We start from the raw sequence: 26,086 nt of genomic DNA, 5'->3' as shown, positions 1-26,086 counted from the left end.
CCACGATGACCGCACCCACCGCCACGCTCCAGCTTCGCGTCGCCGAAGCGCGCGAACTCAATCCGTTGATCCGCATGCTGCGCCTGTGCGCGGAAGACGGCCGACCGTTGCCCGGCTTCGCGGCCGGTGCCCATGTCCGCGTGCAGGTGACGCTGGCCGACGGCAGGACCGACTGGCGTCACTACTCGCTGATCAACTTCGGCACGGCGCGCAACGCCACCACCGCGCCGACCGAGTACGTGATCGCGGTCCGCAAGGAGGCCGAGGGCCGCGGCGGTTCGCGCTTCATGCACGACGGACTGAAGGAGGGCGATGCGATCGCCGTCGAGGCGCCGAAGAACGACTTTCCGCTGCACACCGGCCCCGGCGGCACGGTGCTGGTGGCCGGTGGCATCGGCGTCACGCCGCTCGCGAGCATGGCCGCGCGCCGCCGCGCCGAGGAAGCACTGGTGCGCCTGCACTACGCCGGCCGCAGCCGCGATCTGATGGCCTTCCTGCCTGAACTGCAGGCGCTGCTGGGCGACGACCTGCGCGTGCATGCCGACGCGGAAGCCGGCGCGCCGCTCGACATCGAAGCGCTGCTCGACGGCGTGCCCGCCGGCGACCGGCTCTACGTGTGCGGCCCCAAGGTCATGCTCGATGCGGTGCTCGAACGCACCCAGGCCCGCGGCTGGGAGCACGACCGCGTGCACTTCGAACTCTTCACCGAGCCTGTCGCCGAGGAAGGCGACCAGCCCTTCGAGGTGGAACTCGCCCAGTCGGGGCAGCGCTTCACGGTCCCGGCCGACCAGAGCATCCTCGACTGCCTGATCGAGAACGGCTGCGACCCGATGTTCGACTGCATGCGCGGCGAATGCGGCGTCTGCGCCGTGCCGGTGATCGAAGGCGAGATCGACCACCGCGACTACGTGCTCACCGCCCGCGAGAAGGCGGAGGGCAACGTCATGCAGATCTGCATCTCGCGCGCCAAGGGTGCGCGCCTTGTGCTCGACCTCTGAAGGAGCCATGAAGACCATGACCTCGTACCGAGACAACCCCGATGCCGTGCGCGCGCTGGTGCACAACGACCGGGTGCACCGCGACCTGTACACCAGCCAGGAACTGTTCGAGCTGGAGCAGGAGCACTTCTTCGCCAACACCTGGAACTACGTCGGCCACGAAAGCCAGCTGCCGAAGCCCGGCGACTGGATCAGCAACGAGATCGCCGGCCGTCCGCTGATCGTCGTGCGCCACACCGACGGCAGCGTGCGCGCGATGATGAACCGCTGCGCCCACAAGGGCTCGCGCCTGGTAAGCGCAGCCTGTGGCAACACCGGCAAGTTCTTCCGCTGCCCCTACCACGCCTGGACCTTCAAGACCGATGGCTCGCTGCTGGCCATTCCGCTGAAGACCGGCTACGAGAACACGGCATTGCACGAGTGCGAGTCGGCCAAGGGGCTCACCACGGTCAGGCACGTGCGCAGCCACCGCGGCTTCATCTTCGTGAAGATCAACGACGCCGGCCCCGACTTCGAGGCCTACTTCGGCGATTCGCTGAGCTCCATCGACAACATGGCCGACCGCTCGCCCGAAGGCGAACTGGAGATCGCGGGCGGGTGCCTGCGCTTCATGCACCAGTGCAACTGGAAGATGTTCGTCGAGAACCTGAACGACACCATGCACCCCATGGTGGCGCACGAGTCTTCCGCCGGCACCGCCAAGCGCATGTGGGCCGACAAGCCGGCCGACGAGCCGAAGCCGATGGCGGTGGAACAGTTCGTGCCTTTCATGTCGGACTACAAGTTCTTCGAGGACATGGGCATCCGCACCTACGACAACGGCCACAGCTTCACGGGGGTGCACTTCAGCATCCACAGCAAGTACAAGGCGATCCCCGCCTACGACGACGCCATGAAGGCGCGCTACGGCGAAGAGAAGACCGCCCAGATCCTGGGCATGGCGCGGCACAACACCGTCTACTACCCGAACCTCACGATCAAGGGCGCGATCCAGGCGATCCGTGTGGTGAAGCCGATCTCGGCCGACAGGACGCTGATCGAGAGCTGGACCTTCCGCCTCAAGGGCGCACCGCCCGAGCTGCTGCAGCGCACGACCATGTACAACCGCCTCATCAACTCGCCGTTCTCGGTGGTGGGACACGACGACCTGCAGGCCTACCGCGGCATGCAGGCCGGCCTGCATTCCAGCGGCAACGAATGGGTCAGCCTGCATCGCGACTACGACCCCTCGGAACTCAAGGGCGGCGAGATCACCACCGGCGGCACCAACGAGCTGCCGATGCGCAACCAGTACCGCAGCTGGGTCGAGCGCATGACGGAGACGATGTGATGGCCGCCACCGACACCGACGCCCGCATCAACCGCCAGGACCTGATCGACTTCGTCGTCAACGAGGCGCATCTGCTCGACACGCGGCGCTACGAGGAATGGAACGCGCTCTTCACCGACGACGCCTTCTACTGGATTCCGCTGATTCCCGACCAGGAGGACGGACTCAACCACACCTCGCATCTCTACGAGGACAAGCTGCTGCGCGACCTGCGCATCGAACGGCTCAAGAGCCCGCGTGCGTTCTCGCAGCAGCCGCCGAGCCGCTGCCATCACCTGCTGCAAATGCCGGTGGTCGAGACCTTCGACGCCGAGTGCGGCCGCTTCGTGGTGCGCACCGGTTTCCACTACACCGAATCGCAGGGCGACGAGCTCCAGTTCTACGTGGGCACCTTTTTCCATCACCTCACGGTGCAGGACGGTGCGCTGCGCATGACGCTCAAGCGCGTCAACCTGCTCAACTGCGATGCGGCGCTTCCGGCCGTGCAGCTCTTCATCTGAGCACGCGATGCCACACACCACCGTCCACCAGGTCTTCGCGGCAACCGCGCAGCGCACGCCGCAGGCGGAGTTCCTGTTCACCGAATCGGTGACCGCGGCCGCCTATGGAATCGCCCCGGGCGCCATTCGATGGGGCGAGGCTGCTGCAGAGGTCGAACGGCTGCGCCAAGCCTATGCCGAGGCCGGCTACGGGCACGGCCATCGCGTCGGCCTGCTGCTGGAGAACCGGCCGGCCTTCCTCTTCCACTGGATCGCGCTCAACGCACTGGGCGCCAGCGTGGTGCCGATCAATGCCGAGATGCGCTCGGCCGAGCTGGTCTACCTCATCGGCCACAGCGAGATCGGCCTGGCCGTGACCCTGCCGGAGCGCGCCGCCGACCTGCGCGCGGCCGCCGAGCAGGCGGGCGTGGCCTTCGAGACGATGGGTCCCGACGACGCGGTGCCGAAGGCGAAGACGACCGCACCGCGGGCCGGCGAGGCGATCGGCATCGATACGGAATGCGGCCTGCTGTACACCTCGGGCACCACCGGACGCCCCAAGGGTTGCATCCTCGGCAACGCCTACTTCCTGCGGGCCGGCGAGTGGTATGCCGCGCTCGACGGCGTGTGCGGCATCCGACCTGACGCCGAGCGTGTCATCACGCCGCTGCCGCTCAACCACATGAACGCGATGGCGTTCTCCACCATGGTGGTGCTCATCGCGGGCGGATGCCTGGTGCAGCTCGATCGCTTCCATCCGAAGAGCTGGCTGGCCAGCGCGCGCGAGAGCGGTGCGACCATCGTGCACTACCTTGGCGTGATGCCGGCGATGCTGCTGTCCGCCCCTGCATCGGCCGCAGACCGCGACCATGCGATCCGCTGGGGCTTCGGCGCCGGCGTGGACCGCAAGAACCATGCGCCTTTCGAGGAACGCTTCGGCTTCCCGCTGGTCGAGGCCTGGGCCATGACAGAGACCGGCGCGGCCGCCTGCATCATGGCCAACCGCGAGCCGCGCCTCGTGGGCACCAGCTGCTTCGGTCGCCAGGAAGATTTCGTCCAGATCCGCCTCGTGGGCGAGGACGGCAGCGAGGTCGGCGTCGATGCACCGGGCGAACTGCTGGTGCGCTCGGCCGGCGACGATCCGAGGCGCTATTTCTTCTCCGGCTACCTGAAGGACGAGGACGCCACGCGCGAGGCCTGGGCCGACGGCTGGTTCCACACCGGCGATCTGGTTCGGCGCGATGCCGAGGGCAACTTCTTCTTCGTCGACCGCAAGAAGAACGTGATCCGCCGCAGCGGCGAGAACATCTCCGCGGTCGAGGTCGAGAGCGTGCTCAACCAGCATCCGGCCGTGAAGAGCTCGGCCGTGGCGGCCACGCCCGACGCAGTGCGCGGCGACGAGGTGCTGGCCTGCATCGTGGTGCGCGAAGGCACCGATGCATCGCGGCGCGCCGAGATCGCCGCCAGCATCGTTGCGCATGCGCTCGACCAGCTCGCCTACTACAAGGCGCCGGGCTACGTCGCCTTCGTCGATGCGCTGCCGCTGACGCCCTCGCAGAAGATCCAGCGCGGCCAGTTGCGCGAGATGGCGCATGCGCTGCCGGGGCAGGACCACTGCATCGACACGCGTTCGATGAAGAAACGACAAGTGGGGCAGGCATGACCAGGCAACGGCTTTCCTACGAAGGCGTCGCGGTGGCCGTGCCCGTCACGGTGCCCTACGTGCGCTACTCGACCCGCACCGCGCACTGGTTCATCGGACAGGCGATCGAGGCGCTGGTGCAGGCCAGCGGCGTGCCCAAGGACCAGATCGACGGCCTGTGCCTCAGCAGCTTCTCGCTGGCACCCGACACGGCCGTGGGCGTGACCCAGCACCTGGGGCTGTCGCCGCGCTGGCTCGACCATGTGCCCACGGGTGGCGCATCGGGCGTGATGTGCCTGCGCCGTGCCGCGCGCGCCGTGCAGGCGGGCGACGCCGACATCGTGGCCTGCGTGGGCGCCGACACCAACCACGTCGATTCCTTCCGCCAGACGCTCGGCAGCTTCAGCAACTTCGCACGCGATGCGAGCTACCCCTACGGTTCGGGCGGACCGAACTCCATCTTCGCGTTCATCACCGCCAACTACATGCGGACCTACGGCGCCAGGCGCGAGGACTTCGGCCGCATCTGCGTGGACCAGCGCACCAATGCGCTCGGCAATCCGAATGCGATGTTCAAGAAGGCGCTGACGCTCGACGAATACATGGCCGCGCGGCCGATCTCGGACCCGATCCATCTGTTCGACTGCGTGATGCCCTGTGCCGGTGCCGATGCCTTCCTCGTCATGAGCGAGGAGCGGGCGCGCGACCTGGGGCTGGCACACGTGGTCATCCGGGGCGCGATCGAGCGCCACAACGCCTACGCCGACGATCCGGTGATGGTGCAGGGCGGCTGGCGCAAGGACCGCGACGAGCTCTATGCACAGGCCGGCATGCGGCCCGCCGACCTGGATTTCGTGCAGACCTACGACGACTACCCCGTCATCGCGATGATGCAGTTCGAGGACCTGGGCTTCTGCGAGAAGGGCGAGGGCTCTGCCTTCGTGCAGTCGCACACCATGACCTTCGACGGCAGCTTTCCGAACAACACCAGCGGCGGGCAGCTCTCGGCCGGCCAGGCCGGCGCGGCCGGCGGCTTCCTCGGCATGGTGGAAGCGATTCGCCAGCTGACCGATCAGGCCGGTGCACGCGCCGTGCCCGATGCCCAGCTGGGTCTCGTCGCCGGCTTCGGCATGGTGACCTACGACCGCTGCCTGTGTACGGGCGCCGTGATCCTCGGGAGACCGGAATGATGTACCCCCACGTTTTCCGCTTCGCGGCTGCACTGCGCCCCGAGGGGGCCGCGCGCCTGCCTTGGGGCGGCCCGGCGGAGGCGCCATGACCATGCCCCTGATGCGCCCCCCACGCAAGAACCCGGTGCTGCGCACGCGGCAGATGAACCTGCCGCCGGGCGCCCGCGGCCGCGTGGCGCTGGGCCTCACGGCCGCGGCTGCCGAAGGCCGCTTCGAGCTCCAGACCTGCGAGGACTGCGGCACCGTGCAGTACCCGCCGCGCGAGGTCTGCCACAAGTGCCTCTCCGCTGCGTTGCGCTGGCGCGCGCAGAGCGGCGAGGGCGAGCTGCTCGGCAGCACCACGCTGCATCACAGCAACGACCTGTTCTTCCGCGAGCGGCTGCCGTGGCGGCTGGGCCTGGTGCACCTCGATGCCGGACCGACGCTGATGGTCCACCTGCACGGCGAGGTCGGCGATGCGCCGGCGCGCGTGCGCGTCGGCGCGCGCCTCGATCGCGCGGGCCAGGCGGTTCTCATTGGTTTTCCGAATGAAGGGAGTGCCCACATGGCCGACGACAAGATGCTGCGCGAGATGACCAGCGACCCCAAGTTCCGCAAGGCGCTGGTGACCGACGGCAAGACCGAGACCGGCCAGGCGATCGTGCGCGCGCTGGTCAAGGCCGGCGCCGACATCGTCTGGGTCGGCCATGCCGAGCCCTGGAAGAAGATGGGCGACGGCCTGGACGACATCTCGGCCCTGCCGCAGGTGACGCTGGTGCCGCTCGACCTCACCAACGGCCGCCAGGTGACCGAGCTTGCGGGCTCCATCGGCGGCAAGGTCGACATCGTGATCAACAACGCTGAGCTGCACCGCACCTTCGGCATCGGCGCGCGGCGCGGCACCGATGTTGCCAAGGCCGAGATGGACATCAACTACTTCGGGCTGCTGCGGCTGGCCCAGGAGTTCGGTCCCGCGCTCAAGGGCCGCTCGGCCGACGGTGCGACCGGGGCGACCGCCTGGGTCAACCTGCTGTCGATCTACGCGCTCAGCAACTTCCCGCCGCACGGCACCTTCAGTGCATCGAAGGCGGCAGCGCATTCGCTCGCCCAGTGCCTGCGCGCCGAGATGCGGCCGGCCGGCATCCGCGTGATCAACGTGTTCCCCGGACCGATCGACGACGAATGGAACCAGCACACGCCGCCGCCCAAGCTGGCGCCCACCGCACTGGCCAATGCCATCGTGAAGGCACTGCGTGATGGCGTGGAAGACGTGTATCCGGGCGACGTCGCGCAGGAATGGCTGGAACGCTGGCGCGAGAACCCCAAGGTGCTGGAACGCGAACTGGCCGCGGGCGGCTGAGAACAGGAGCCATACGATGACGACAAGCACCGAACTGATGTCCGCCGCCGAGATCCTCGGTGGCCTGGTGGGCGCGATGGCCAGCGGCCGCATCCGCGTGATCGACCTCACGCAGACCCTGACGCCCGAATTTCCGCAGATCGCGCTGCCGCCCGAGATGGGCCAGTGCTGGCCCTTCCGCATCGAGGAGGTGTCGAAGTACGACGAGCGCGGGCCGGGCTGGTACTGGAACAACTTCTCGTGCGGAGAACACACGGGCACGCACTTCGATGCGCCCATCCACTGGATCTCGGGCCGAGACCTGCCCAACAACTCGGTCGACACCATCCCCGTGCAGCACTTCGTTGCGCCGGCCTGCGTGATCGACTGCTCCGAGCAGGTCAAGGCCGACGACGACTACCTGCTGAGCATCGCCGACATCGAGCGCTACGAAAGCCGATACGGCCGGATCCCCAAGGGTGCGTGGGCGCTGATGCGCACCGACTGGTCGAAGCGCCAGGACCCCGAGGCCTATCAGAACTTCGACGAGACCGGCCAGCACACGCCGGGCCCGAGCACCGAGGCGGTGCGCTTCCTCGTGGAGCAGCGCGACGTGATCGGCTTCGGCTCCGAGGCCATCGGCACCGATGCCGGCCAGGGCTACCACCTTCGGCCGCCTTATCCGTGCCACTACTACATGCATGGCGCGGGCCGCTACGGCCTGCAGTGCCTGAGCAACCTCGACCTGCTGCCGCCCTCGGGCGCGGTGCTGATCTGCCCGCCGCTCAAGATCGAGAAGGGCAGCGGCAGTCCGTTGCGCGTGCTCGCGCTGGTGGGGGCCGGGGCATGAGCACGGCAGGCACCGCCGCGGTCACTGGCGAGCCCAGGATTGCCGCGGTCACCGGAGGCAGCGCCGGCATCGGCCGGGCCATCTGCGAGGACCTGCTCGCACGAGGCTACGAGGTGATCTCGCTGGCGCGCCGGCGTGCCGACATCGACCATCCGAAGCTGCACAGCATCGAGGTCGATCTGGCCGACCGCGCGGCCACTGCCGAGGCCGTGGCCGAAACGGTCCGGCGCTTCGAAGTGACCACCGTGGTGCACAACGCAGGCGTGATCCGGCCGGCGTTGATCGCCGACGTGAAGCTCTCGGATCTCGATGCGCTCGTCGACCTGCACCTGGGCTGCGCGATCCAACTGGTACAGGCTGCATTGCCCGCGATGCGCGCCCGGCGCTTCGGCCGCGTCGTGCTGCTGTCCTCGCGTGCGGCGCTTGGCTTGCAGACGCGCACCAGCTACTCGGCGACCAAGGCCGGCATGCTCGGCATGGCACGCACCTGGGCGCTCGAGCTCGCGCCCGAGGGCATCACGGTCAACGTGGTGGCGCCTGGACCGATCCGCACCGACATGTTCTACGACGTGGTCGAGGCCGGCAGCGAGCGCGAGCGCGCGCTCGCGGCATCGGTGCCCGTTCGGCGCCTCGGCGTAGCGGCCGACGTGGCACGGGCCGTGCATTTCTTCGCCGACCCCGACAACGGATTCGTCACGGGCCAGGTGCTCTACGTGTGCGGCGGCACCAGCGTCGGCAGCCTCGCGCTCTGACGCCAATCACCAGTTGATCATGGTTCTTTCGCTTGCCATCACACCAGTGCCTCATTAGCATGCTTGACACTTAAACATTTCATAAATCATGTTCTTGTTTGAAGTCCCCGGTTCGTCGTCCCACTCCAACCTCAGGAGGTTTGCATGAAAGTCTTGACCCGACTCTGCGCACTGGCGGGCCTCGCGGCCGGCCTCGGCGCCTTCCACGCCACGGCACTGGCCGCCGACCTCAAGGTCGGCTTCATCACCTCGCTGTCGGGGCCCGTGTCGTCGCTGGGCATCCCCTACGACAAGGGCATGAAGGCCGCGCTGGCCTACAAGTCCGAACTCAACGGCCGCAAGATCCAGCTGGTGCAGCTCGACGATGCTTCCGATCCGTCCACCGCCGCACGCAATGCGCGCAAGATGATCGACGAGGACAAGGTCGACGTCATCATCGGCACCGCGGGTTCGCCGGGCGCGCTCGCGATTGCCGCGGTGGCGCGCGAGACCAAGACGCCGCTGATCTCGATCGCCAACGCGAACCTGCCGGGCGAGGACGGCGCATGGATGGTCACGCTGCCGCAGCCGGCGCCGCTGATGGTCAGCGCGGTGGTCGAGCGCATGAAGAAGTCGGGCGTGAAGACGGTGGGCTACATCGGCTTCTCCGATGCCTGGGGCGACCTGGTCTACGACGCACTCAAGAAGAGCGCCGAGCCGGCCGGCATCCAGGTGGTGTCGAACGAGCGCTATGCGCGCGCCGATTCCTCGGTTACCGGCCAGGTGCTCAAGATCGTGGCGCTCAAGCCCGATGCAGTCATCACGGGCACGTCGGGCACGCCCGGCGCACTGCCGTACCTCGCGCTCGCGGAGCGCGGCTACAAGGGCCAGATCTACGGCATGCATGCGCTGATCAATCCCGATTTCGTGCGCGTCGGCGGCACCTCCGTCGAAGGCCTGCTGGCACCCACGGGTCCGGTGATCGTGGCCGAGCAGCTGCCCGACTCGAACCCGATCCGCAAGGTCTCGATGGACTTCCGCACGGCCTACCAGAAGGCCAACGGCGCACCGCCCACGGATGCCTTCTCCGCCTACTCCTTCGACGCCTGGCTGCTGTTCCTCGACGCCGCCGCGCGCGCCAAGGGCGAGCCCGGCACGCCGGCCTACCGCGTCGCGCTGCGCGACGCGATCGTCAGCACCAAGGAGCTGGTGGGCACGCACAGCGTCTACAACTTCAAGCCCGACGACCGCTATGGCTCGGACGACCGCTCGCGCGTGGTCGTCAAGCTGGAGAAGGGCCAGTGGAAGCTGGTGCCCTGACTCGTCCCCCTCCACACATGTCCCCAGCCCACCGACTCGTTGACCGGAAACCACAGATCATGCGCACCTTCATTCGATTCATCGGCGCCACGGCGGTAGCCCTGGCCGCTGCCCAGGCGATGGCCGGCGACCTCAAGGTCGGCTTCATCAGCTCGCTCTCAGGGCCGGTATCCGCGCTCGGCATTCCCTACGAGAAGGGCATCCGCGCCGCCATCGCCGAGCATCCGGTGCTGGCCGGCCACAAGGTCCAGCTGATCGTGCTCGACGACGCCTCCGACCCGACCACCGCGGGGCGCAACGCGCGCAAGCTGGTGGTGGAGGACAAGGTCGACGTCCTGATCGGCACCTCGGGCGTGCCCGGCGCGATGGCCATCGCAGCGGTGGCGCGCGAGCTCAACACGCCGCTGATCTCGCCCACGCCGGTCACCATCCCGGGCCCCGAGGGCGCCTGGACCGTGACTGTCTCGCAGCCGTTCCCGCTGATGGTCGCGGCGGTGGTCGAACGCATGAAGAAGTCGGGCGTCAAGACGGTCGCCTTCATCGGCTTCTCGGACGCGCTCGGCGACCTGGCCTACGACTCGCTCGTCAAGAGCGCCGAGGCGGCCGGCATCAAGGTGGTGGCCAACGAGCGCTATGCACGCAGCGATTCGTCGGTGGCGGGCCAGGTGCTCAAGATCCTCTCGACCAAGCCCGACGCCGTCTTCGCGGGCAACTCCGGCACGCCCGGCGCATTGCCCTACCTGGCGCTCGCCGACCGTGGCTACAAGGGCCAGATCTACGGCACGCACGGGCTGATCAATGCCGACTTCGTGCGTGTCGGAGGCGCCTCGATCGAGGGCCTGCAGGTGCCGAGCGGGCCGGTGCTGGTTGCCGACCAGCTGCCCGACACCAATCCGATCAAGAAGGTCTCGATGGCCTTCCGCAACGCCTACCAGAAGGCCAACGGCGCGGCGCCCAACGACGCCTTCTCCTCCTACACCTACGACGCCTACCTGCTGCTGGCCGATGCGGCCGCGCGCACCAAGGGCGAGCCCGGCACGCCGGCCTACCGCGCCGCGCTGCGCGATGCGATCGTCGACACCAAGGAGCTGGTCGGCACCCACGGCATCTACAACTTCAAGCCCGACAACCGCTACGGCTCCGACCAGCGCGCGGTCGTGATCGTGCGCAGCGAGAAGGGCCAGTGGAAGCTGGTTCCGTAGATGCCTGACTACCGCAGCCGGCCCGAAGCGATCGCCGCGCTCGTCGAGGACGATCGCGTGCACCGCGACCTCTACCTGAGCGAGGAACTGTTCGCGTTCGAGCAGGAGCGCTTCTTCGCGCGCACCTGGCTCTATGCGGGCCATGCGAGCCAGGTGCCGAATGCCGGCGACTTCTGGTCGCTGGAACTGGCGGGCCGGCCGGTGATGATGGTGCGCCAGCCCGATGGGGCGGTGCGCGTGTTCTACAACCGCTGTGCCCACAAGGGCAGCCGGCTGGTCACCGACGAGTGCGGCAACGCGGGCAGGTTCTTTCGCTGTCCGTACCACGCCTGGACCTACAAGCTCGACGGCGCACCGCTCGCGATCCCGCTCAAGAGCGGCTACGAAGGCACTCGGCTGAAGGAATGCGAATCGGGCCGGGGCCTGACCGAGATCGAGCACACGGCGGTCTATCGCGACTTCGTCTTCGTGCGGCTGGCAGACGAGGGACCGGACTTCCAGGACTACTTCGGCGAGGTGCTCGGCGCCATCGACAACATGGTCGACCGTTCGCCCGAGGGCCGGCTGACGGTCGGCGGCGGCGTGCTGCGCAACATCGTCCATTGCAACTGGAAGATGTATCTCGAGAACGTCAACGACACGGTGCATCCGATGTCGACCCACGAATCGGCCACGCAAGCCGCCGATGCGCTGTGGCAGGGCCAGCCGCCCGATGCGCCCAAGCCGATGGCCATGGAGCAGATCCTGCCCTTCGGCTCCGGCTACGACTTCTTCGACCGCATGGGCGGGCGCGTGTTCGCCAACGGGCACAGCGTGCTGGGCGTCAACTTCAGCATCCACTCGAACTACGCGCAGCTGCCCGACTACGAGCAGGCGATGCGCGATGCCCACGGCGCCGAGCGTGCCGCCGAGATCCTGCAGCGTTCGCCGCAGAACTCGGTGTTCTTCCCGAGCCTGTCGGTCAAGGGCTCGCCTCAGGCGATCCGTGTGATCCGCCCGCTGGCGCACGACCGCACGCTGATCGAGGCCTGGAGCTTCCGCGCCGCGGGTGCGCCCGCGCTGCTGTTCGAGCGCGCGATGAGCTACAACCGCCTGGTCTTCTCGCCCATGTCGGTGGTGGCACACGACGACGTCCACCTGTTCGAGAGCATGCAGCAGGGTCTGCGCGCCGACGGCAACGAGTGGATCAGCCTGCACCGCAACTTCGATCCGTCCGAGCTCGGGCAGTCGACCCTCACCACCAACGGCACCAACGAGCTGTTGATGCGCAACCAGTTCCGCGCCTGGGCGAAGTTCATGGCACCGTCCGCGGAGGCCCACGCGTGACGACTCCGGAAGACTTTGTCGCCGCCGAGGCCGCACTGCTCGATGCGCGCCGCTTCGACGACTGGCTGGCGCTGTTCGCCGAGGACGGGCACTACTGGGTGCCGCTGCAGGGCGCGGCGCAGGCCGACCCGCACTCCCACAACTCGATCGCCTACGAGGACCGGCTGCTGCTGCAGCTGCGTGTCGAGCGGCTCAGGAACCCGCGTGCCCATTCGCAGCATCCGGCCAGCCATTGCCAGCACGTGCTGCAGCGATCGCGCGTCGAGCCCGGGCCCGACGGCAGCGACGAGCTGCTGCTGCACACCCCCTTCCTCTACATCGAGGCGCGTGGCGACGACCAGCTGCTGCTCGCGGGCAGCTACCGCCATCGGCTCCTTCGCACCGCCACTGCCTGGTCGATCCGCGAGAAGCGCGTCGATCTCCTCAATGCCGGGCGCGCGCTGCCGGCCATCCAGTTGTTCATCTGAGCGCAGCGCTCATCCATTCCCACCCTCACCAGGAGTTCCGACATGAAGAGCTTGATGCAGACCTTGACCCGCAGCGCACTCGCGACCGCACTCGGACTCGGCCTCGGCGCCGCGGCGTTCGCGGCCGATCTCAAGGTCGGCCTGAGCGTCTCGCTCTCGGGCCCCAACTCCTCGCTCGGCGTGCCCTATGCCAAGGGCATGCAGGCGGCCCTCGCCTACAAGCCGGAAGTCAACGGCCGCAAGATCCAGTTGATCGTGCTCGACGACGGCTCCGACCCGACCACCGCCGGCCGCAACGCGCGCAAGCTGGTCGAGGAGGACAAGGTCGACATCCTGATGGGCACCTCGGGCGTGCCGGCCGCGATCGCCATGGCGCAGGTGGGCCGCGACGCCAAGGTGCCGATGATCGGCCTGACCCCGATCCAGCTCGACCCGGCCGAGAACGCCTGGGTGTTCACCGTGGCCCAGCCGACCCAGCTGATGATCGACGCCGTGGTCCAGCGCATGAAGAAGGATGGCGTCAAGTCGGTCGGCTACATCGGCTTCACCGATGCCTGGGGTGACCTGGTCTACAACGCCCTGATGAAGTCGGCGCCCGAGGCCGGCATCAAGGTGCTGGGCAACGAGCGCTATGCGCGGGCCGATGCCTCGGTCACGGGGCAGGTGCTCAAGCTGCTCGCGATGAAGCCCGACGCGGTGATGACCGGCGGCGCCGGAACGCCGGGCGCGCTGCCCTTCCTCGCGCTGACCGAGCGCGGCTTCAAGGGCCCGATGTACGGCCAGCATGGCCTGATCAATCCCGACTTCGTGCGCGTGGTCGGCGCGGCGGGGCAGGGTGCGCTGATGCCCACGGGCCCGGTGATCGTCGCCGAGCAGCTGCCAGACGGCTATCCGACCAAGAAGATCGCGATGGACTTCCGGAACGTGTTCCAGAAGGTCAACAACGCGCCGACCAGCGATGCCTTCTCGGCCTACTCGTTCGACGGCTGGCTGGTCTTCACCGACGCCGCCGCACGGGCCAAGGGCGAGCCCGGCACGCCGGAGTTCCGGCTCTCGCTGCGCGATGCGATCGCGAGCACCAGGGAAGTGGTCGGTACGCACGGGGTCTACAACTTCAAGCCGGGCAACCTGTACGGCGTCGACGAGCGTGCGCGCGTCATCGTGAAGCTCGACAACGGGCAGTGGAAGCTGGCGCAATGACAAAGGCCGAGAGTCGTACGGAACCAGGGGCACCAGGCCGGCGCCGGGCCGCCAGCGCGGAGAAGTCCGCGATGCCCACGGACGGGCGGCCTGCGGCCCCCTCGGGGGGCAGCGACCCACACGCAGTGGGGGAGCGTGGGGGCAACATTTTTCGAAGGGCATTTCAATGACATGGGACGTGGCGCTCATCCTGGGCATCGACGGGCTCGCCAATGGCGCGGTCTATCTGCTCGCAGGGCTCGGGCTGGTGCTGATCTTTTCGGTCACGCGGGTGGTGTTCGTGCCCTTCGGCGACATCGCGGCCTTCGCGGCACTGACCCTGGCGGCCTTCGAGACCGACCGCCTGCCGCCCACCATCGGCCTGGTGATGGTGCTGGCTGCGCTGGCGACGCTGACCGAGGTCGGCAGCCTGCTGCGCCGCGGCGAGGCACGCAAGCTGCCGCGGGCCATTCTTTCCTGGGGCGTGCTGCCGCTGCTGCCCTGCCTGCTCGCCTGGGCCGTGGCACGGCCCGGCATGCCGGCGGCGGTGCAGATCGCGACCACCGTGCTGCTGGTGGTCCCGATCGCGCCGCTGCTGGCGCGCGTCGTGTTCCAGCCCATTGCGGATGCCTCGGTGCTGGTGCTGCTGATCGTCTCGCTGGCGCTGCACTTCCTGCTGTCGGGACTGGGCCTGCTGTTCTTCGGGCCTGAAGGCTCGCGCACGCAGCCTCTTGCGGGCGGCAGCATTTCGCTGGGCGATGGCTTCTCGGTCAGCGGCCAGGTGGTGCTGATGGTCGGCGCGGCGATCGTGCTGAGCGGACTGTTCTTCCTGGTCTTCGAGCGCACGGTGGCCGGCAAGGCCCTGCGCGCCACCGCGGTGAATCGCGTAGGCGCGCGGCTGGTCGGCATCCGGCCGGCGCGTACCGCCCTGCTGGCCTACGGCAGCGCCTCGCTGCTGGCCGGCCTGATCGGCGTGCTGATCGCACCCGTGACCACCATGTACTACGACTCCGGCTTCATCATCGGCCTCAAGGCCTTCGTGGCCGCCATCATCGGCGGGCTCGTGAGCTACCCGATGACCGCCATCGGCGCCCTCGCCGTGGGCGTGGTCGAAAGCTTCGCGTCGTTCTGGAGCGGTGCGCTCAAGGACGTGATCGTGTTCAGCCTGCTGATCCCTGTGCTCATGCTGCGCTCCTTCCTGAGCGTTCATTCCGAAGAGGAAGAAGACGAGGTGGACCAATGAGCCGTACCGCCGCTCCCAAGACGAATGCCGAAGCGCAGCTGCCAGAAGGTAATTCGATGAGCCTCCTTCGCAACCGCAACTTCTGGGTCGGCCTGGTGGTCGTGCTGCTGGCCATCGCGCCGATGGTGGCCGGCAACTTCACGGTCTCGCTGCTCAACGACATCGGCATCGGTGCGCTGGTGGCGCTGGGCCTGGTGCTGCTGACCGGCATCGGCGGTGCCACCTCCTTCGGGCAGGCGGCATTCGTCGGCATCGCGGCCTATGCCACGGCGTGGCTCACGACCACGCAAGGGATGTCGCCCTGGATCGGCCTCCTGTTCGCGCTGCTGCTGATCGGCCTCTCCGCGCTCGCCATCGGCATGCTCACGCTGCGCCTGGGCGGGCACTTCCTGCCGCTCAGCACCATCGCGTGGGGCCTGTCGATCGCGATGCTGTTCGGCAACGTCGATGCGCTCGGGCGCCACACCGGCCTGTCGAACATTCCGCCGCTGCGCATCGGCGACTGGTCGCTGGCCGATCCGCGCGCGATCTACTACCTGATCTGGGCGCTGGTCGGCCTCGCCTTCCTGTTCAGCTACAACCTGCTGCAGTCGCGGCCCGGCCGCGCGATCCGCAGCCTGCGCGGCGGCGCGACGCTGCTCGCGAGCGTGGGCGCCGACGCCTACCGCGTGCGGCTCACGCTGTTCGTCACGGCGGCGCTGTTCGCGGGCATCGCGGGCTGGCTGTATGCGCACATGAACCGCTTCGTGAGCCCGTCGCCCTTCGACGTGCGCGCCAGCATCGAGTACCTGCTGATGGCGGTAGCCGGTGGCCTCGGACAGCTCGCAGGCGCGCTGGTCGGCGCCGGGCTGGTGCTGATCCTCAAGAACGGCCTGCAGGACGTGCTGCCGATGCTCACGCAGCGCGCCGGCCAGCTCGAGGCGGTGGCCTTCGCGACCTTGTTCATCCTGCTGCTGCACTTCGCGCGCGGCGGCCTGATGGGATTCGTGCGGCGCTGGACCCGCGGCCGCGTCTTGGCGCCTGCACCGCGCGTGCCGGCGGCGCCGGTCGAGCCGCTGGCGCATCGGACGCTGCCCGAGCGCGGCTCGCCCATCCTCTCGGTGACCGGCGCGGTGAAGCGCTTCGGTGGCCTGGTGGCGGTGAACGACGTCAGCTTCGACGTCAAGGCCGGCGAGATCGTCGGCCTGATCGGACCCAACGGCGCCGGCAAGTCGACCATGTTCAACCTGCTGACCTGCACCATGAAGATGAGCGCGGGGCAGGTGCGCTTTCTGGGGCAGGACATCGCGGGCCTGCCGCAGCGGACGGTCGCGCGGCTGGGGCTGGCGCGCACCTTCCAGCACGTGAAGCTGCGCCCGCAGATGAGTCTGCTCGACAACGTCGCGCTCGGCGCCCATTCGCGCACCAGGGCCGGTGTGCTGAAGGCCGGCATGCGGCTCGACCGCACCGAGGAGCGGCAGATCCTGCAGGAGGCGCAGCGCCAGCTGGACCGCATCGGCCTGGGCGACCGCGCCGGCGAGCTGGCCGGCAGCCTGCCGCTGGGCACCCAGCGCATCCTGGAGATTGCGCGTGCCCTCGCCGCCGATCCGGTTCTGCTGGTGCTCGACGAGCCAGCCGCGGGCCTGCGCCGCAAGGAAAAAATGGCACTCGGCGAGTTGCTGCGCAAGCTGCGCGACGAGGGCGTGACGATCCTGATCGTCGAACATGACATGGACTTCGTGATGAAACTGGTGGACCGGCTGGTGGTGATGAACTTCGGCTCCAAGCTGGTCGAGGGCGTGCCCTCGGCGGTGCGGGCGGACGAGCGCGTGCAGGCTGCCTACCTGGGGAGCGTCGTATGAGTGATGCGACCGCCATGCTGGAGATCGGCGACCTGCATGTCTCGTACGGGCAGGTCGACGCCGTGCGCGGTGTCTCGCTCAGCCTCGAGCATGGCCAGATCATTTCCGTGATCGGCCCCAACGGCGCCGGCAAGACCACGCTGCTCGCCGCCGCCATGGGCCTGCTGCCGAGCAAGGGCATCCTGAAGTTCGAAGGCGAGGACCTGCATGGCCTCGACGTCGAGGCGCGCGTGGAGCGCGGCCTCTGCCTGGTGCCCGAGAAGCGCGAACTGTTCGGCGAGCTGACCGTGCTCGACAACCTGCAGCTCGGTGCCTTCTCGCGGCGCCTCGGCCGGGACGCGCTCAAGCGGCAGCTGCAGCAGGTCTACGAACGCTTCCCGCGGCTGGCCGAGCGGCGTGCGCAACGCGCCGACACGCTCTCGGGCGGCGAGCGCCAGATGCTGGCCGTGGGCCGTGCGCTCATGTCGGCGCCGCGCCTGCTGATGCTCGACGAACCCAGCCTGGGCCTGGCGCCGCTGATCGTGCGCGACATCCTCGCGATCGTGCGCCAGCTGCGCGAAGACGGCGTCTCGATCCTGCTGGTCGAGCAGAACGCGCGCGCCGCGCTCGAGAGCTCCGACCACGGCTACGTGCTGGAGACTGGCGAGATCGCGCTGTCCGGGCCGTCGGCGCAGCTCGAGAGCGACCCGCGCGTGCAGGCCACCTACCTGGGTGGAGGCACCCATGACGACGACTGAGCCGCGCGCCATTCCGCCCGCGCAGCGCACGCTGCCGGCGATGCTGCAGCGGCAGGCGGCGCGGTTCGGGCAGCGCCCGCTGCTGCAGGTCGCGGGCAGGGCCTGGTCGCACGCGGACGCGGCCTCGGCCGCCGCCGGGCGCGCCGCGGCGCTGGCGCAGGCCGGGCTGGCGCGCGGCGATCGCGTGGCGCTCATGAGCGGCAACCGGATCGAGTTCCTCGAGGTCTTTCTCGGCGCCGGCTGGCTCGGCGCAGTCGCCGTGCCGATCAACACCGCCTCGATGGGGCCGCAGATCGAATACTTCCTCGCCAACAGCCAGGCCCGGCTGCTGGTGATCGAGGCCGAGCTGCTGCCGCGCCTGCACACCGCGGACCTGCGCCGCACGGTGCTCGAGGAGATCTGGGTGATCGGCGAGCCGGCCACCGACTGGCGCCCGGCAGAGGGCGTGCGCCTCGTGCGCTTTCCTTCGGCGGGGCAGGCGATCGAGCCGGCCGCGGTCGGACCCGGCGATCCGCTCGCGATCCTCTACACCAGCGGCACCACCGGCCCGGCGAAGGGCGTCGTGTGTCCGCATGCCCAGTATTTCTGGTGGAGCGTGAACAGTGCCGAAGTGCTCGGCGTCGGCCCCGACGACGTGCTGTGCAGCACGCTGCCGCTGTTCCACATCAACGCGCTCAACACCTTCGGCCAGGCCGCGCTGACCGGTGCCGAGGTGGTGTTCGAGTCGCGCTTCTCGGCCTCGGGCTTCTGGCCGTCGATGCGCGCCTGCAAGGCGACCGTGGTGTACCTGCTGGGCGCGATGGTGCCGATCCTGCTCGCCCAGCCCGAGGGCCCCGGTGAGCGCGACCACCGCGTGCGTACCGGGCTCGGCCCCGGCGTGCCTTCGGCCGCGGGCCAGGCCTTCATGGCGCGCACCGGCGTCCGCCTGCTCGAGGGCTACGGCTCGACCGAGACCAACTTCGCGATCGCCACCGCGCCCGATTCGCCGCGCGGCGGCGTCATGGGCTGGCTGCGTCCGGGCTTCCAGGCCCGGGTGGCCGACGCGCTCGACGCAGAGCTGCCCCCGGGCGAGGCGGGCGAACTGCTGCTGCGTGCCGACGAGCCCTTCGCCTTCGCGAGCGGCTACTTCGACATGCCCGAGAAGACCGTGGAGGCCTGGCGCAACCTGTGGTTCCACACCGGCGATCGCGTGCTGCGCGAGTCCGACGGTGCCTTCCGCTTCGTCGACCGCATCAAGGACGCGATCCGCCGCCGCGGCGAGAACATCTCCTCCTTCGAGGTCGAGCAGGTGCTGCTGAGCCATCCCGCGGTAGCTGCCTGCGCGGTCTATCCGGTCGGCTCCGACCTGGCCGAGGACGAGGTGATGGCCGCCCTCGTGGCCCGCGAGGGGCAGGCGCTCGTCCCCGATGAGCTGATGGCCTTTTGCGAGTCGCGCCTGCCGTACTTCGCCGTGCCGCGCTACGTCGATCTGCTCGACGACCTGCCGCGCACGGAGAACGGCAAGGTGCAGAAATACAAGCTGCGCGAACGCGGCGTCTCGGCCACCACCTGGGACCGTGGTCCGGCCGGACGCGCCAGGGCCTGAGCCATGTTCGCGCTGGACGGCCGAACCGCTTTCGTCACCGGCGCCGGGCAGGGCCTGGGTGCCGCGATCGCGCGCGGGCTGGCCGAAGCCGGCGCGGCCGTGGTGCTGGCCGACGTGGATGCGCAGGCCGCGGATGCGGCGGCCGACGCGCTTCGGGCCGCCGGCCACCACTGCCTCGCGCTGCCACTGGACGTGCGCGACGAGAGCGCCTTCACGCGCTGCCTCGATGCCGCGGTCGATCACTTCGGCGCGGTCGACATCATGGTGAACAACGCCGCCCGGACCTCATCGACCCCGCTGTGGGACATCGACGCCGACGAATGGGACGACGTGATGGCCGTGAACCTGCGCGGCAGCTTCTTCGGTTGCCGCATCGCCGGGCGTCACATGCGGGCGCGCGGCTCGGGTCGCATCGTCAACCTGGCTTCGATCGCCGGCCAGCAGGCCAGCGCGGCCACTGGCGCGCACTACGCGGCCTCCAAGGCCGGCCTGGTGGCGCTCACACGTTCGTTCGCGCAGGCACTGTCGGCCGACGGCGTCACGGTGAACGCGATCGCCCCCGCCGCGATCCGCAGCCCGCTGCTCGACGCCATGGCGCCGGAGCGGCAGCAGGCGCTGCTGGACGGCATCCCGCTCGGGCGCTTCGGCGAGCCGCAGGAGGTTGCGGCCGCGGTGGTCTACCTCGCCTCGCCGGCGGGCGCCTTCATCACCGGCGCCACGCTGGACCTCAACGGCGGCCGCCTGATGCGCTGAGGCGCATCGACAACTCGGCGCGGTCGCAATGTCCGGTCTTCTTCTCTTGCAGGCCCCATGAACGACAAAAGCAACGACCCGTCGCATGCGACGCTCAGCGACGCCGAGGAACTCGGCCACGAGGCGCGCGCCGGACACGACGACCATGCGGTACTCAAGCTGTGGCTGCGCCTGCTGGCCAGCACGACGCAGATCGAGGCCGAGATCCGCAAGCGGCTGCGCGAACGCTTCGACATCTCGCTGGCGCGCTTCGACTACATGGCGCAGCTCTACCGGTATCGCGACGGCCTCAAGATGCGCGTGCTCTCGCGCTACCTGATGGTGACCGGCGGCAACGTCACCGGCCTGACCGACGAGCTGGAGCGCGAGGGCGTGGTCCTGCGGGCGCCGAGTCCGGAAGACCGGCGCGCCTGGATCGTGAGCCTCACGCCCAAGGGCCGGCGCAGCTTCGAGGCCATGGCGGCCGAGCATGCGCAGTGGATCCAGGAGATGTTTGCAGGCCTGGACACGAAGACCGTGAAGCAGCTGCACAGCCAGCTCGGCCAGCTGCGCGTGCACGTGATGCGCAGCGAAGGGTAGGACCGGGAGGCGGCGCGGCTCAGGGCCGGATGCCCTGCTCGCCTTCGATCTGGAGGCGGTAGCGCGCCATCGTCTCGGCCGCGCTCTCGGTCACCGGGCCGGCGCCGATCTGGTCATGGATCATCTGGTTCATGCTGGGCAGCGCATTGCGCGAAACGGCCGTATCCGCCTGCCACAGCTGCGAACGCATGAAGGCCTTGGCGCAGTGCAGGTAGGCCTCGCGCACCGCGACCTCGATCACCAGCTTCGGCTGCTGGCGCTCCTGGGCGAAGCGGTGCGTGAAGGTCGGCTCGTCGCGCAGCAGCGCCGTGCCGTTCACGCGCAGCGTCTCGTCCACGCCCGGGATCATGAAGATCAGCGAGATGCGCGGGTCGACCAGCAGGTTCTCGAGCGTGTCGAGCCGGTTGTTGCCGCCCGAGTCCGGCAGCCACAGCGTGGCGCCATCCTCGCTCGCCTTGACGAAGCCCGGTGTGCCGCCGCGCGGCGAGACATCCAGCAAGGCGCCGTCCGTCCCGGCGCTGGCGACGACGCAGAAGGGCGCCAGGGCGACGAAGCGCCGGTCGTGGACGTCGAGGCGGTCGAGCTGCTTGCGCACCGCACGCTCGCCGGGTGCTGCGTAGAGGGCGCGCAGTTGCGCCAGGCTGCTGATCATCGTTCGTTCCCGTGTGACTCTGCGCGCGATTCTGCATCAGCGCACGGGACGGACGCGCCCTGCGCTCAGGCGGCGATCGGCTGCCGGACCCCGGTCGCAGCGGGCTCCGCGGGCGGCAGCTCGGCCTCCGGGGCCGCCGGCTCGACCGCGGAAGGGCCGTGCAGCACCACCGGCTCGCGCCGCTTCCTGTTGAAGAGCAGCTGCGTGACGTCGGGTCGCGAATAGTGGCCCGCCGGATCGCCCGCCGCCTTCGCCAGCGAGATCATGCCGAGGTCGATGTCGGCCACCACCAGGCCTTCCTCGTCTTCGGCGAGATTCTTGCCCAGCGGTGAACCGTCGGGCCCGTAGATGCGCGCGAAGCCGCCACCGACCAGCAGCATCTGCTGCTTGGAGGCATCGGTGCACAGCAGCTCGTGCATCGCCTTCGAGACCGTGGCGCAGGGCGCAACCACGAAGCACTGGCCCTCGGCCGCATAGACCTGGCTGGCCGCATTGTTGACCTCGGCGCCGAGCGCATAGGCGCCGCCGCGGTAGAGCGAGAAGCTGGGCCAGGCGCCGCAGTGGATCTGCTCGTTCTGCGAGTACATCGCGTACTTGCTGAGCGGCTGCAGATGTTCCCAGCACGACAGCGAACCGATGTTGCCGATCGGCGTCTCGACCACGGCCAGGTCCGAGCCGTCGCCTTCGCCGAACACGGTGCGCTCGACGTGGGTCGGCTTCAGCTTGCGGCGCGTCTGCAGGGTGTTGCCCTGGTCGTCGATCAGCGCCTGGGCGATGTAGAGGCTGCCTGCGGCCTTCTCGCTGTAGCCCAGCGAGACCCAGATGCGGTGCTTGCGGGCGGCCTCGCGGATGCGGTCGAATTCGGGCGAGCCCACGACCAGGGCGTTGTCGTGATAGCGCTGGACGTACTGCATGCCCCAGGCCGGCGAGTCCAGCCAGATCCACCACGGATAGCCGGGCACCCAGGTCTCGGGAAACGCGATCAGCTGCACGCCCTGGCCGGCGGCCTGGGCCATCAGCTCGATGGTCTTGTCGATGGTGCCGTCGAGGTCGAGGAAGACGGGTGCGGCCTGCACTGCGGCGACGCGAAGGCGGGGATGGGTTCGGCTGGACATGGCGGGCTCCGGGTTGATTGGCGCAAGGGGGCGAAGGGGCCCGCGGCATCCGGGTTAGCGCGGTGGCATGCGGGTTGCTTGAAGCGTAAGTTCGCCGCCTGGATTCACCTTGTCCGGAACTCGCGGCGTTCTTGATCCAGCGTCGCAAGCCGCACATGCCCCGGAAGGATCGCCCATGACCCGAGTGCTCAGCACCGACGTCGTCCCGCGCGAGCAGCGGCTCGCCTACTGGACCGACATGATCTGCAACGTCTATGTCCAGCTCGGCTGCGATCCGGTGGCACGGGCCGGCAGCGCGGGCGACTTCGACGGCAGCATCCGGCAGCACACGCTGCCCAGCCTCGACGTCTCGGTGGTCACTTCGGGGCCGCAGCGGGTGATGCGCACCGCCGGACACGTCGCGCGTTCGTCGGACGACTACTTCCTGGTCAGCATCCAGGCCAGGGGCCGCGGCGTGGTGCGCCAGGACGGACGCGACGCGGTCCTGTCGGTCGGCGACTTCGCCCTCTACGACAGCACGCGCCCCTACCAGCTGCAGTTCGACGACGCCTTCGAGCAGATCGTGCTCAAGCTGCCCGGCGAGCGCCTGCGCAGCGCGCTGCGCGAGACCCAGGCGCTGACGGCCACCACGGTGTCGGGCCGGGAAGGCGCCGGCCACCTGCTGCTCGGCATGATCCGCACCCTGCACGAGGACATCGACGCGCTGCAGCCGGCATCGGCGCTGGCGGTGGCCAACGGCGTGCTGAACATCCTGGTCGCCGGGCTGCAGACGCTGCCGGCGGCCCGTTCGCCCGGCCTGAGCAACCTGACCGCCTTCCACCTCGCGCGGATCAAGCGGAGCATCGACGAGCAGCTGCACGATCCCGAGCTGTCGGTCGGCTCGCTGGCGGCCGGGCTGGGCCTGTCGGTGAGCCAGATTCACCGCGTGTTCAAGAGCGAGCCGGTCACGCCGACGCAGTACATCTGGGAGCGCCGGCTCGAGGCCTGCAGCCGCGACCTGCTCGATCCGCGTGCGGCCGGCCGTTCCGTCGGCGAGATCGCCTACGGCCGTGGCTTCAGCGATGCAGCCCACTTCAGCCGCACGTTCCGCGAGCGCTTCGGCTGCTCGCCGCGAGAGTGGCGGCAGCCGGGCGGATGGAATGCAGATGGCGGGAAGGGGCGGTCCGGCAGGCCCGGGGCGCGCGACTTGACACACTGACGGGGCCCTCCTGCCCGCCTTTCGGCCATGGAGACGGAATGTATATAATTCATATACGTTTCATATAGAGATCGCCCATGGGTATCGTCAAGATTTCAGACCTGATGCACGAGAACCTGCGCGTGGCAGGGAATGCACTGAGCCGCTCCATCAACGCGCAGGCAGAGCACTGGATGCGGGTCGGCATGCTGATCGAGATGCACCCCGAACTGGACTACCGCGAGGTCTGCCAGCTGCTGATCGAGTCCGAGCTCTCGGGTGGGCTGGACATCGTCGCGGCGATCGCGTCACGACCGGGCAGGTCACGCGCGTCCTCGACCGAAAGGCACTGATGCGGCGCGAGGTCTCCATCAAGTCGGCCGAGGACATCGAGATGTCGCGGCGGGCCGGCAGGCTCGCGGCCGAGGTGCTCGGCATGATCGGGCCCTTCGTCGTGCCGGGCGTGAGCACCGATGCCCTCGACCGGATCTGCCACGACCATATCGTGAACGTCCAGGGCGTCATTCCGGCCAACGTCGGGTACCTGGGGTATCCCAAGACCATCCTGACCTCGGTCAACCAGGTGGTCTGCCATGGCATTCCCTCGGCAGACAAGATCCTGAAGAAGGGCGACATCGTCAACATCGATGTCGCGGTGATCAAGGACGGCTGGTTCGGCGACACCAGTCGCATGTTCTTCGTCGGAGAGCCCGGCGTGCTGGCTCGGCGGCTGGTGGAGACAACCTACGAAGCCATGCGGGCAGGCATCCGGCAGGTCAGGCCCGGCGCCACCCTGGGCGACGTCGGCCACGCCATCCAGTCGGTCGCCCACCGCGAGAACTTCAGCGTCGTGCGCGAATACTGCGGGCACGGCATCGGTCAGGTCTATCACGAGGAACTGCAGGTGCTGCACTACGGGCGGCGCGGCGAAGGGGTCGAGCTGGAGCCCGGAATGGTCTTCACCATCGAGCCGATGCTCAACGCCGGCAGGCGGGAGACCCGGCAACTGCCCGATGGGTGGACCGTCGTGACCCGGGACAGGTCGCTGTCCGCCCAGTGGGAGCACATGGTGGCTGTCACACCCACGGGATACGACGTGCTCACGACCTGGCCCGATGGCACTGGTGCCTACGCGCCGATCTGAACGAATGCCACCGTTCGGCCACGACGTTTTTCGGTGAACCGGCGTGCGCCGAGCGCTATGCTGGCGAACCCAGCGGTCACGACCGTGGACCGCGGCATCATTCATTCAATCATTTGCTTGCGAGGCCGTTCCCCACGGCGAAGGAGTCTCATTGAACGATCGAACATCGCCCGGCGCCGATGCTGGCAGCGAACCCCAGGCCCAGCCGGTCGCCGGCGTCCGCAAGTACCAGAACCCCGCCGGCGGCTGGGATGCGCTCGGCGCGGTCGCCAAGGCCATCCACGGCCAGATGAACGCGATCGCCGGCTCGCGGATCATGCTCAGGAACAACCAGCCCGACGGCTTCGACTGCCCGGGCTGCGCCTGGCCCGATCCGAAGCACACCTCGGCCTTCGAGTTCTGCGAGAACGGTGCCAAGGCCGTGAGCTGGGAAGCGACACGCAAGCGCGCGACGCCCGAGGTGTTCCAGCGTCACTCGGTCAGCGAACTGCTGACATGGAACGACCACGACATCGAGGACCTCGGACGCCTCACGCATCCGATGGCCTACGACGCGGCCACCGACCGCTACCTGCCGATCGGCTGGGACGAGGCCAACACGCGCATCGCCGCGGCGCTCCATGCATTGCCCGACCCGCGCATGGCCGAGTTCTACACCTCGGGCCGGGCGTCGAACGAAGCGGCGTTCCTCTACCAGCTGTTCGCGCGCGCCTACGGCAACAACAACTTTCCCGACTGCTCCAACATGTGCCATGAGCCGACCAGCGTCGGCCTGCCGCAGTCGATCGGCATCGGCAAGGGCACGGTGTCGCTCGACGATTTCGACCAGGCCGAACTGATCATCTCGATCGGCCACAACCCGGGCACCAACCATCCGCGGATGATGACTTCGCTGCATGCCGCGGCCCGGCGAGGCGCTCGCATCGTGGTCTTCAATCCGCTGCGCGAACGTGCGCTCGAGCGCTTCGCGGCGCCGCAGAATCCGGTCGAGATGGCCACCTTCTCTTCCACCGAGATCGCCAGCGACTACCTGCAGGTGAAGGTGGGTGGCGATGCGGCGGCACTCAAGGGCGTTATGAAGGGCGTGCTCGAGATCGATGCCGCCGACCTCGCCGCGGGCGGACTGGGTGTGCTCGATCGTGCCTTCATCGACACCCACACGCAGGGCTTCGAGGCGCTGGCCGACGACATCCGGACGACGTCCTGGGCCGACATCGAACGGGCCTCG

General features: G+C 68.8%; 24 protein-coding genes and 1 pseudogene. 23 read left to right on the top strand and 2 right to left on the bottom strand.

Annotated features, from left to right (window positions below; genetic code table 11):
• The first annotated feature begins 5 nt into the window (after positions 1 to 5).
• The 19 genes from QTH87_RS24055 (at position 6) to QTH87_RS23965 (ending at position 20,770) form a co-directional block, all read left to right on the top strand.
• Positions 6 to 998, top strand: a complete 993-nt coding sequence (locus tag QTH87_RS24055; RefSeq protein ID WP_286612703.1) for a PDR/VanB family oxidoreductase — start codon at positions 6 to 8, stop codon at positions 996 to 998.
• Positions 999 to 1,014: 16 nt separating this feature from the next.
• On the top strand, positions 1,015 to 2,328 hold the full coding sequence (locus QTH87_RS24050; protein ID WP_286612701.1) for an aromatic ring-hydroxylating dioxygenase subunit alpha: 1,314 nt from the start codon (positions 1,015 to 1,017) through the stop codon (positions 2,326 to 2,328).
• Positions 2,328 to 2,828, top strand: coding sequence for an aromatic-ring-hydroxylating dioxygenase subunit beta (locus tag QTH87_RS24045; RefSeq protein ID WP_286612700.1), 501 nt, complete (start codon positions 2,328 to 2,330; stop codon positions 2,826 to 2,828). Before QTH87_RS24050 ends, QTH87_RS24045 begins: the two co-directional genes overlap by 1 nt.
• Before the next feature lie 7 nt (positions 2,829 to 2,835).
• The gene (locus QTH87_RS24040; protein WP_286612699.1) at positions 2,836 to 4,470 is read left to right on the top strand and encodes an AMP-binding protein; all 1,635 of its coding nucleotides are present in this window, start codon (positions 2,836 to 2,838) and stop codon (positions 4,468 to 4,470) included.
• Complete coding sequence (locus QTH87_RS24035) at positions 4,467 to 5,639, top strand: thiolase family protein (RefSeq protein ID WP_286612698.1); 1,173 nt, start codon at positions 4,467 to 4,469, stop codon at positions 5,637 to 5,639. Before QTH87_RS24040 ends, QTH87_RS24035 begins: the two co-directional genes overlap by 4 nt.
• A gap of 85 nt (positions 5,640 to 5,724) precedes the next feature.
• On the top strand, positions 5,725 to 6,978 hold the full coding sequence (locus QTH87_RS24030; protein WP_286612697.1) for an SDR family NAD(P)-dependent oxidoreductase: 1,254 nt from the start codon (positions 5,725 to 5,727) through the stop codon (positions 6,976 to 6,978).
• A 16-nt stretch (positions 6,979 to 6,994) separates the two neighbouring features.
• Positions 6,995 to 7,807, top strand: a complete 813-nt coding sequence (locus QTH87_RS24025) for a cyclase family protein (RefSeq protein ID WP_286612696.1) — start codon at positions 6,995 to 6,997, stop codon at positions 7,805 to 7,807.
• Complete coding sequence (locus QTH87_RS24020; RefSeq protein ID WP_286612694.1) at positions 7,804 to 8,559, top strand: SDR family oxidoreductase; 756 nt, start codon at positions 7,804 to 7,806, stop codon at positions 8,557 to 8,559. Before QTH87_RS24025 ends, QTH87_RS24020 begins: the two co-directional genes overlap by 4 nt.
• Positions 8,560 to 8,703: 144 nt before the next feature.
• A complete protein-coding gene (locus tag QTH87_RS24015) occupies positions 8,704 to 9,858 on the top strand; it encodes an ABC transporter substrate-binding protein (protein WP_286612691.1) in 1,155 nt (384 codons plus the stop codon).
• A gap of 59 nt (positions 9,859 to 9,917) precedes the next feature.
• A complete protein-coding gene (locus QTH87_RS24010; RefSeq protein WP_286612690.1) occupies positions 9,918 to 11,060 on the top strand; it encodes an ABC transporter substrate-binding protein in 1,143 nt (380 codons plus the stop codon).
• Positions 11,061 to 12,386, top strand: a complete 1,326-nt coding sequence (locus QTH87_RS24005) for an aromatic ring-hydroxylating dioxygenase subunit alpha (RefSeq protein ID WP_286612687.1) — start codon at positions 11,061 to 11,063, stop codon at positions 12,384 to 12,386. It abuts the gene before it with no gap.
• On the top strand, positions 12,383 to 12,853 hold the full coding sequence (locus QTH87_RS24000) for an aromatic-ring-hydroxylating dioxygenase subunit beta (RefSeq protein ID WP_286612686.1): 471 nt from the start codon (positions 12,383 to 12,385) through the stop codon (positions 12,851 to 12,853). Before QTH87_RS24005 ends, QTH87_RS24000 begins: the two co-directional genes overlap by 4 nt.
• A 42-nt stretch (positions 12,854 to 12,895) precedes the next feature.
• Positions 12,896 to 14,053 (top strand): ABC transporter substrate-binding protein, encoded by a 1,158-nt coding sequence (locus QTH87_RS23995; RefSeq protein ID WP_286612684.1) that lies wholly within the window; start codon positions 12,896 to 12,898, stop codon positions 14,051 to 14,053.
• A 166-nt stretch (positions 14,054 to 14,219) separates the two neighbouring features.
• Positions 14,220 to 15,275: a branched-chain amino acid ABC transporter permease gene (locus QTH87_RS23990; protein WP_286612682.1), complete on the top strand. Its 1,056-nt coding sequence runs from the start codon at positions 14,220 to 14,222 to the stop codon at positions 15,273 to 15,275.
• A 56-nt stretch (positions 15,276 to 15,331) separates the two neighbouring features.
• The gene (locus QTH87_RS23985; protein WP_286612679.1) at positions 15,332 to 17,116 is read left to right on the top strand and encodes a branched-chain amino acid ABC transporter ATP-binding protein/permease; all 1,785 of its coding nucleotides are present in this window, start codon (positions 15,332 to 15,334) and stop codon (positions 17,114 to 17,116) included.
• Entirely contained in the window at positions 17,113 to 17,853 is a 741-nt protein-coding gene (locus QTH87_RS23980) for an ABC transporter ATP-binding protein (RefSeq protein WP_286612676.1), read from the top strand. Before QTH87_RS23985 ends, QTH87_RS23980 begins: the two co-directional genes overlap by 4 nt.
• Complete coding sequence (locus QTH87_RS23975; RefSeq protein ID WP_286612674.1) at positions 17,840 to 19,438, top strand: ATP-dependent acyl-CoA ligase; 1,599 nt, start codon at positions 17,840 to 17,842, stop codon at positions 19,436 to 19,438. The genes QTH87_RS23980 and QTH87_RS23975 overlap by 14 nt, the downstream gene beginning before the upstream one ends.
• 3 nt (positions 19,439 to 19,441) lie before the next feature.
• Complete coding sequence (locus tag QTH87_RS23970; protein WP_286612673.1) at positions 19,442 to 20,191, top strand: SDR family NAD(P)-dependent oxidoreductase; 750 nt, start codon at positions 19,442 to 19,444, stop codon at positions 20,189 to 20,191.
• A gap of 57 nt (positions 20,192 to 20,248) precedes the next feature.
• Positions 20,249 to 20,770, top strand: a complete 522-nt coding sequence (locus tag QTH87_RS23965) for a MarR family winged helix-turn-helix transcriptional regulator (RefSeq protein WP_286612672.1) — start codon at positions 20,249 to 20,251, stop codon at positions 20,768 to 20,770.
• A gap of 19 nt (positions 20,771 to 20,789) precedes the next feature.
• Here the strand turns inward: QTH87_RS23965 and QTH87_RS23960 are convergent, their stop codons facing one another.
• Both QTH87_RS23960 and QTH87_RS23955 read right to left on the bottom strand, forming a co-directional pair.
• Entirely contained in the window at positions 20,790 to 21,422 is a 633-nt protein-coding gene (locus tag QTH87_RS23960; protein ID WP_286612670.1) for an MSMEG_1061 family FMN-dependent PPOX-type flavoprotein, read from the bottom strand.
• Positions 21,423 to 21,487: 65 nt separating this feature from the next.
• Complete coding sequence (locus QTH87_RS23955) at positions 21,488 to 22,537, bottom strand: carbon-nitrogen hydrolase family protein (RefSeq protein WP_286612669.1); 1,050 nt, start codon at positions 22,535 to 22,537, stop codon at positions 21,488 to 21,490.
• A gap of 175 nt (positions 22,538 to 22,712) precedes the next feature.
• On the opposite strand from QTH87_RS23955, the pseudogene QTH87_RS23950 reads away from it, so the two are divergent.
• The 4 genes and pseudogenes from QTH87_RS23950 to QTH87_RS23935 form a co-directional block, all read left to right on the top strand.
• Positions 22,713 to 23,663: pseudogene (locus QTH87_RS23950) on the top strand (AraC-like ligand-binding domain-containing protein); the annotation flags it as partial.
• 149 nt (positions 23,664 to 23,812) lie between these two features.
• Positions 23,813 to 24,067 (top strand): ParD-like family protein, encoded by a 255-nt coding sequence (locus QTH87_RS23945; RefSeq protein WP_286612664.1) that lies wholly within the window; start codon positions 23,813 to 23,815, stop codon positions 24,065 to 24,067.
• Positions 24,067 to 24,858 (top strand): type I methionyl aminopeptidase, encoded by a 792-nt coding sequence (gene map / locus QTH87_RS23940; protein ID WP_286612662.1) that lies wholly within the window; start codon positions 24,067 to 24,069, stop codon positions 24,856 to 24,858. Before QTH87_RS23945 ends, map begins: the two co-directional genes overlap by 1 nt.
• 151 nt (positions 24,859 to 25,009) lie before the next feature.
• A partial coding sequence (locus QTH87_RS23935; protein ID WP_286612661.1) for a molybdopterin-dependent oxidoreductase occupies positions 25,010 to 26,086 on the top strand: 1,077 nt, incomplete at its 3' end.

The sequence above is a fragment of the Variovorax jilinensis genome (assembly GCF_030316885.1).
Classification (GTDB): Bacteria; Pseudomonadota; Gammaproteobacteria; order Burkholderiales; family Burkholderiaceae_C; genus Variovorax; species Variovorax jilinensis.
The sequence above is the reverse complement of the archived record's forward strand: the minus strand, read 5'-3'. Positions and strand labels throughout refer to the sequence as shown.

Excerpts from the sequence above, each read along its gene's own strand:
- QTH87_RS23985 (WP_286612679.1), top strand. The coding sequence starts at position 15,332 with ATGAGCCTCCTTCGCAACCGCAACTTCTGGGTCGGCCTGGTGGTCGTG.
- QTH87_RS24055 (WP_286612703.1), top strand. The coding sequence starts at position 6 with ATGACCGCACCCACCGCCACGCTCCAGCTTCGCGTCGCCGAAGCGCGC.
- QTH87_RS24040 (WP_286612699.1), top strand. The coding sequence starts at position 2,836 with ATGCCACACACCACCGTCCACCAGGTCTTCGCGGCAACCGCGCAGCGC.
- QTH87_RS24045 (WP_286612700.1), top strand. The coding sequence starts at position 2,328 with ATGGCCGCCACCGACACCGACGCCCGCATCAACCGCCAGGACCTGATC.
- QTH87_RS23980 (WP_286612676.1), top strand. The coding sequence starts at position 17,113 with ATGAGTGATGCGACCGCCATGCTGGAGATCGGCGACCTGCATGTCTCG.
- QTH87_RS23960 (WP_286612670.1), bottom strand. The coding sequence starts at position 21,422 with ATGATCAGCAGCCTGGCGCAACTGCGCGCCCTCTACGCAGCACCCGGC.
- QTH87_RS24025 (WP_286612696.1), top strand. The coding sequence starts at position 6,995 with ATGACGACAAGCACCGAACTGATGTCCGCCGCCGAGATCCTCGGTGGC.
- QTH87_RS24015 (WP_286612691.1), top strand. The coding sequence starts at position 8,704 with ATGAAAGTCTTGACCCGACTCTGCGCACTGGCGGGCCTCGCGGCCGGC.
- map (WP_286612662.1), top strand. The coding sequence starts at position 24,067 with ATGCGGCGCGAGGTCTCCATCAAGTCGGCCGAGGACATCGAGATGTCG.
- QTH87_RS23990 (WP_286612682.1), top strand. The coding sequence starts at position 14,220 with ATGACATGGGACGTGGCGCTCATCCTGGGCATCGACGGGCTCGCCAAT.
- QTH87_RS24035 (WP_286612698.1), top strand. The coding sequence starts at position 4,467 with ATGACCAGGCAACGGCTTTCCTACGAAGGCGTCGCGGTGGCCGTGCCC.
- QTH87_RS23945 (WP_286612664.1), top strand. The coding sequence starts at position 23,813 with ATGGGTATCGTCAAGATTTCAGACCTGATGCACGAGAACCTGCGCGTG.
- QTH87_RS23975 (WP_286612674.1), top strand. The coding sequence starts at position 17,840 with ATGACGACGACTGAGCCGCGCGCCATTCCGCCCGCGCAGCGCACGCTG.
- QTH87_RS23955 (WP_286612669.1), bottom strand. The coding sequence starts at position 22,537 with ATGTCCAGCCGAACCCATCCCCGCCTTCGCGTCGCCGCAGTGCAGGCC.
- QTH87_RS23995 (WP_286612684.1), top strand. The coding sequence starts at position 12,896 with ATGAAGAGCTTGATGCAGACCTTGACCCGCAGCGCACTCGCGACCGCA.
- QTH87_RS24005 (WP_286612687.1), top strand. The coding sequence starts at position 11,061 with ATGCCTGACTACCGCAGCCGGCCCGAAGCGATCGCCGCGCTCGTCGAG.
- QTH87_RS24030 (WP_286612697.1), top strand. The coding sequence starts at position 5,725 with ATGACCATGCCCCTGATGCGCCCCCCACGCAAGAACCCGGTGCTGCGC.
- QTH87_RS24050 (WP_286612701.1), top strand. The coding sequence starts at position 1,015 with ATGACCTCGTACCGAGACAACCCCGATGCCGTGCGCGCGCTGGTGCAC.
- QTH87_RS24020 (WP_286612694.1), top strand. The coding sequence starts at position 7,804 with ATGAGCACGGCAGGCACCGCCGCGGTCACTGGCGAGCCCAGGATTGCC.
- QTH87_RS23970 (WP_286612673.1), top strand. The coding sequence starts at position 19,442 with ATGTTCGCGCTGGACGGCCGAACCGCTTTCGTCACCGGCGCCGGGCAG.
- QTH87_RS24010 (WP_286612690.1), top strand. The coding sequence starts at position 9,918 with ATGCGCACCTTCATTCGATTCATCGGCGCCACGGCGGTAGCCCTGGCC.
- QTH87_RS23965 (WP_286612672.1), top strand. The coding sequence starts at position 20,249 with ATGAACGACAAAAGCAACGACCCGTCGCATGCGACGCTCAGCGACGCC.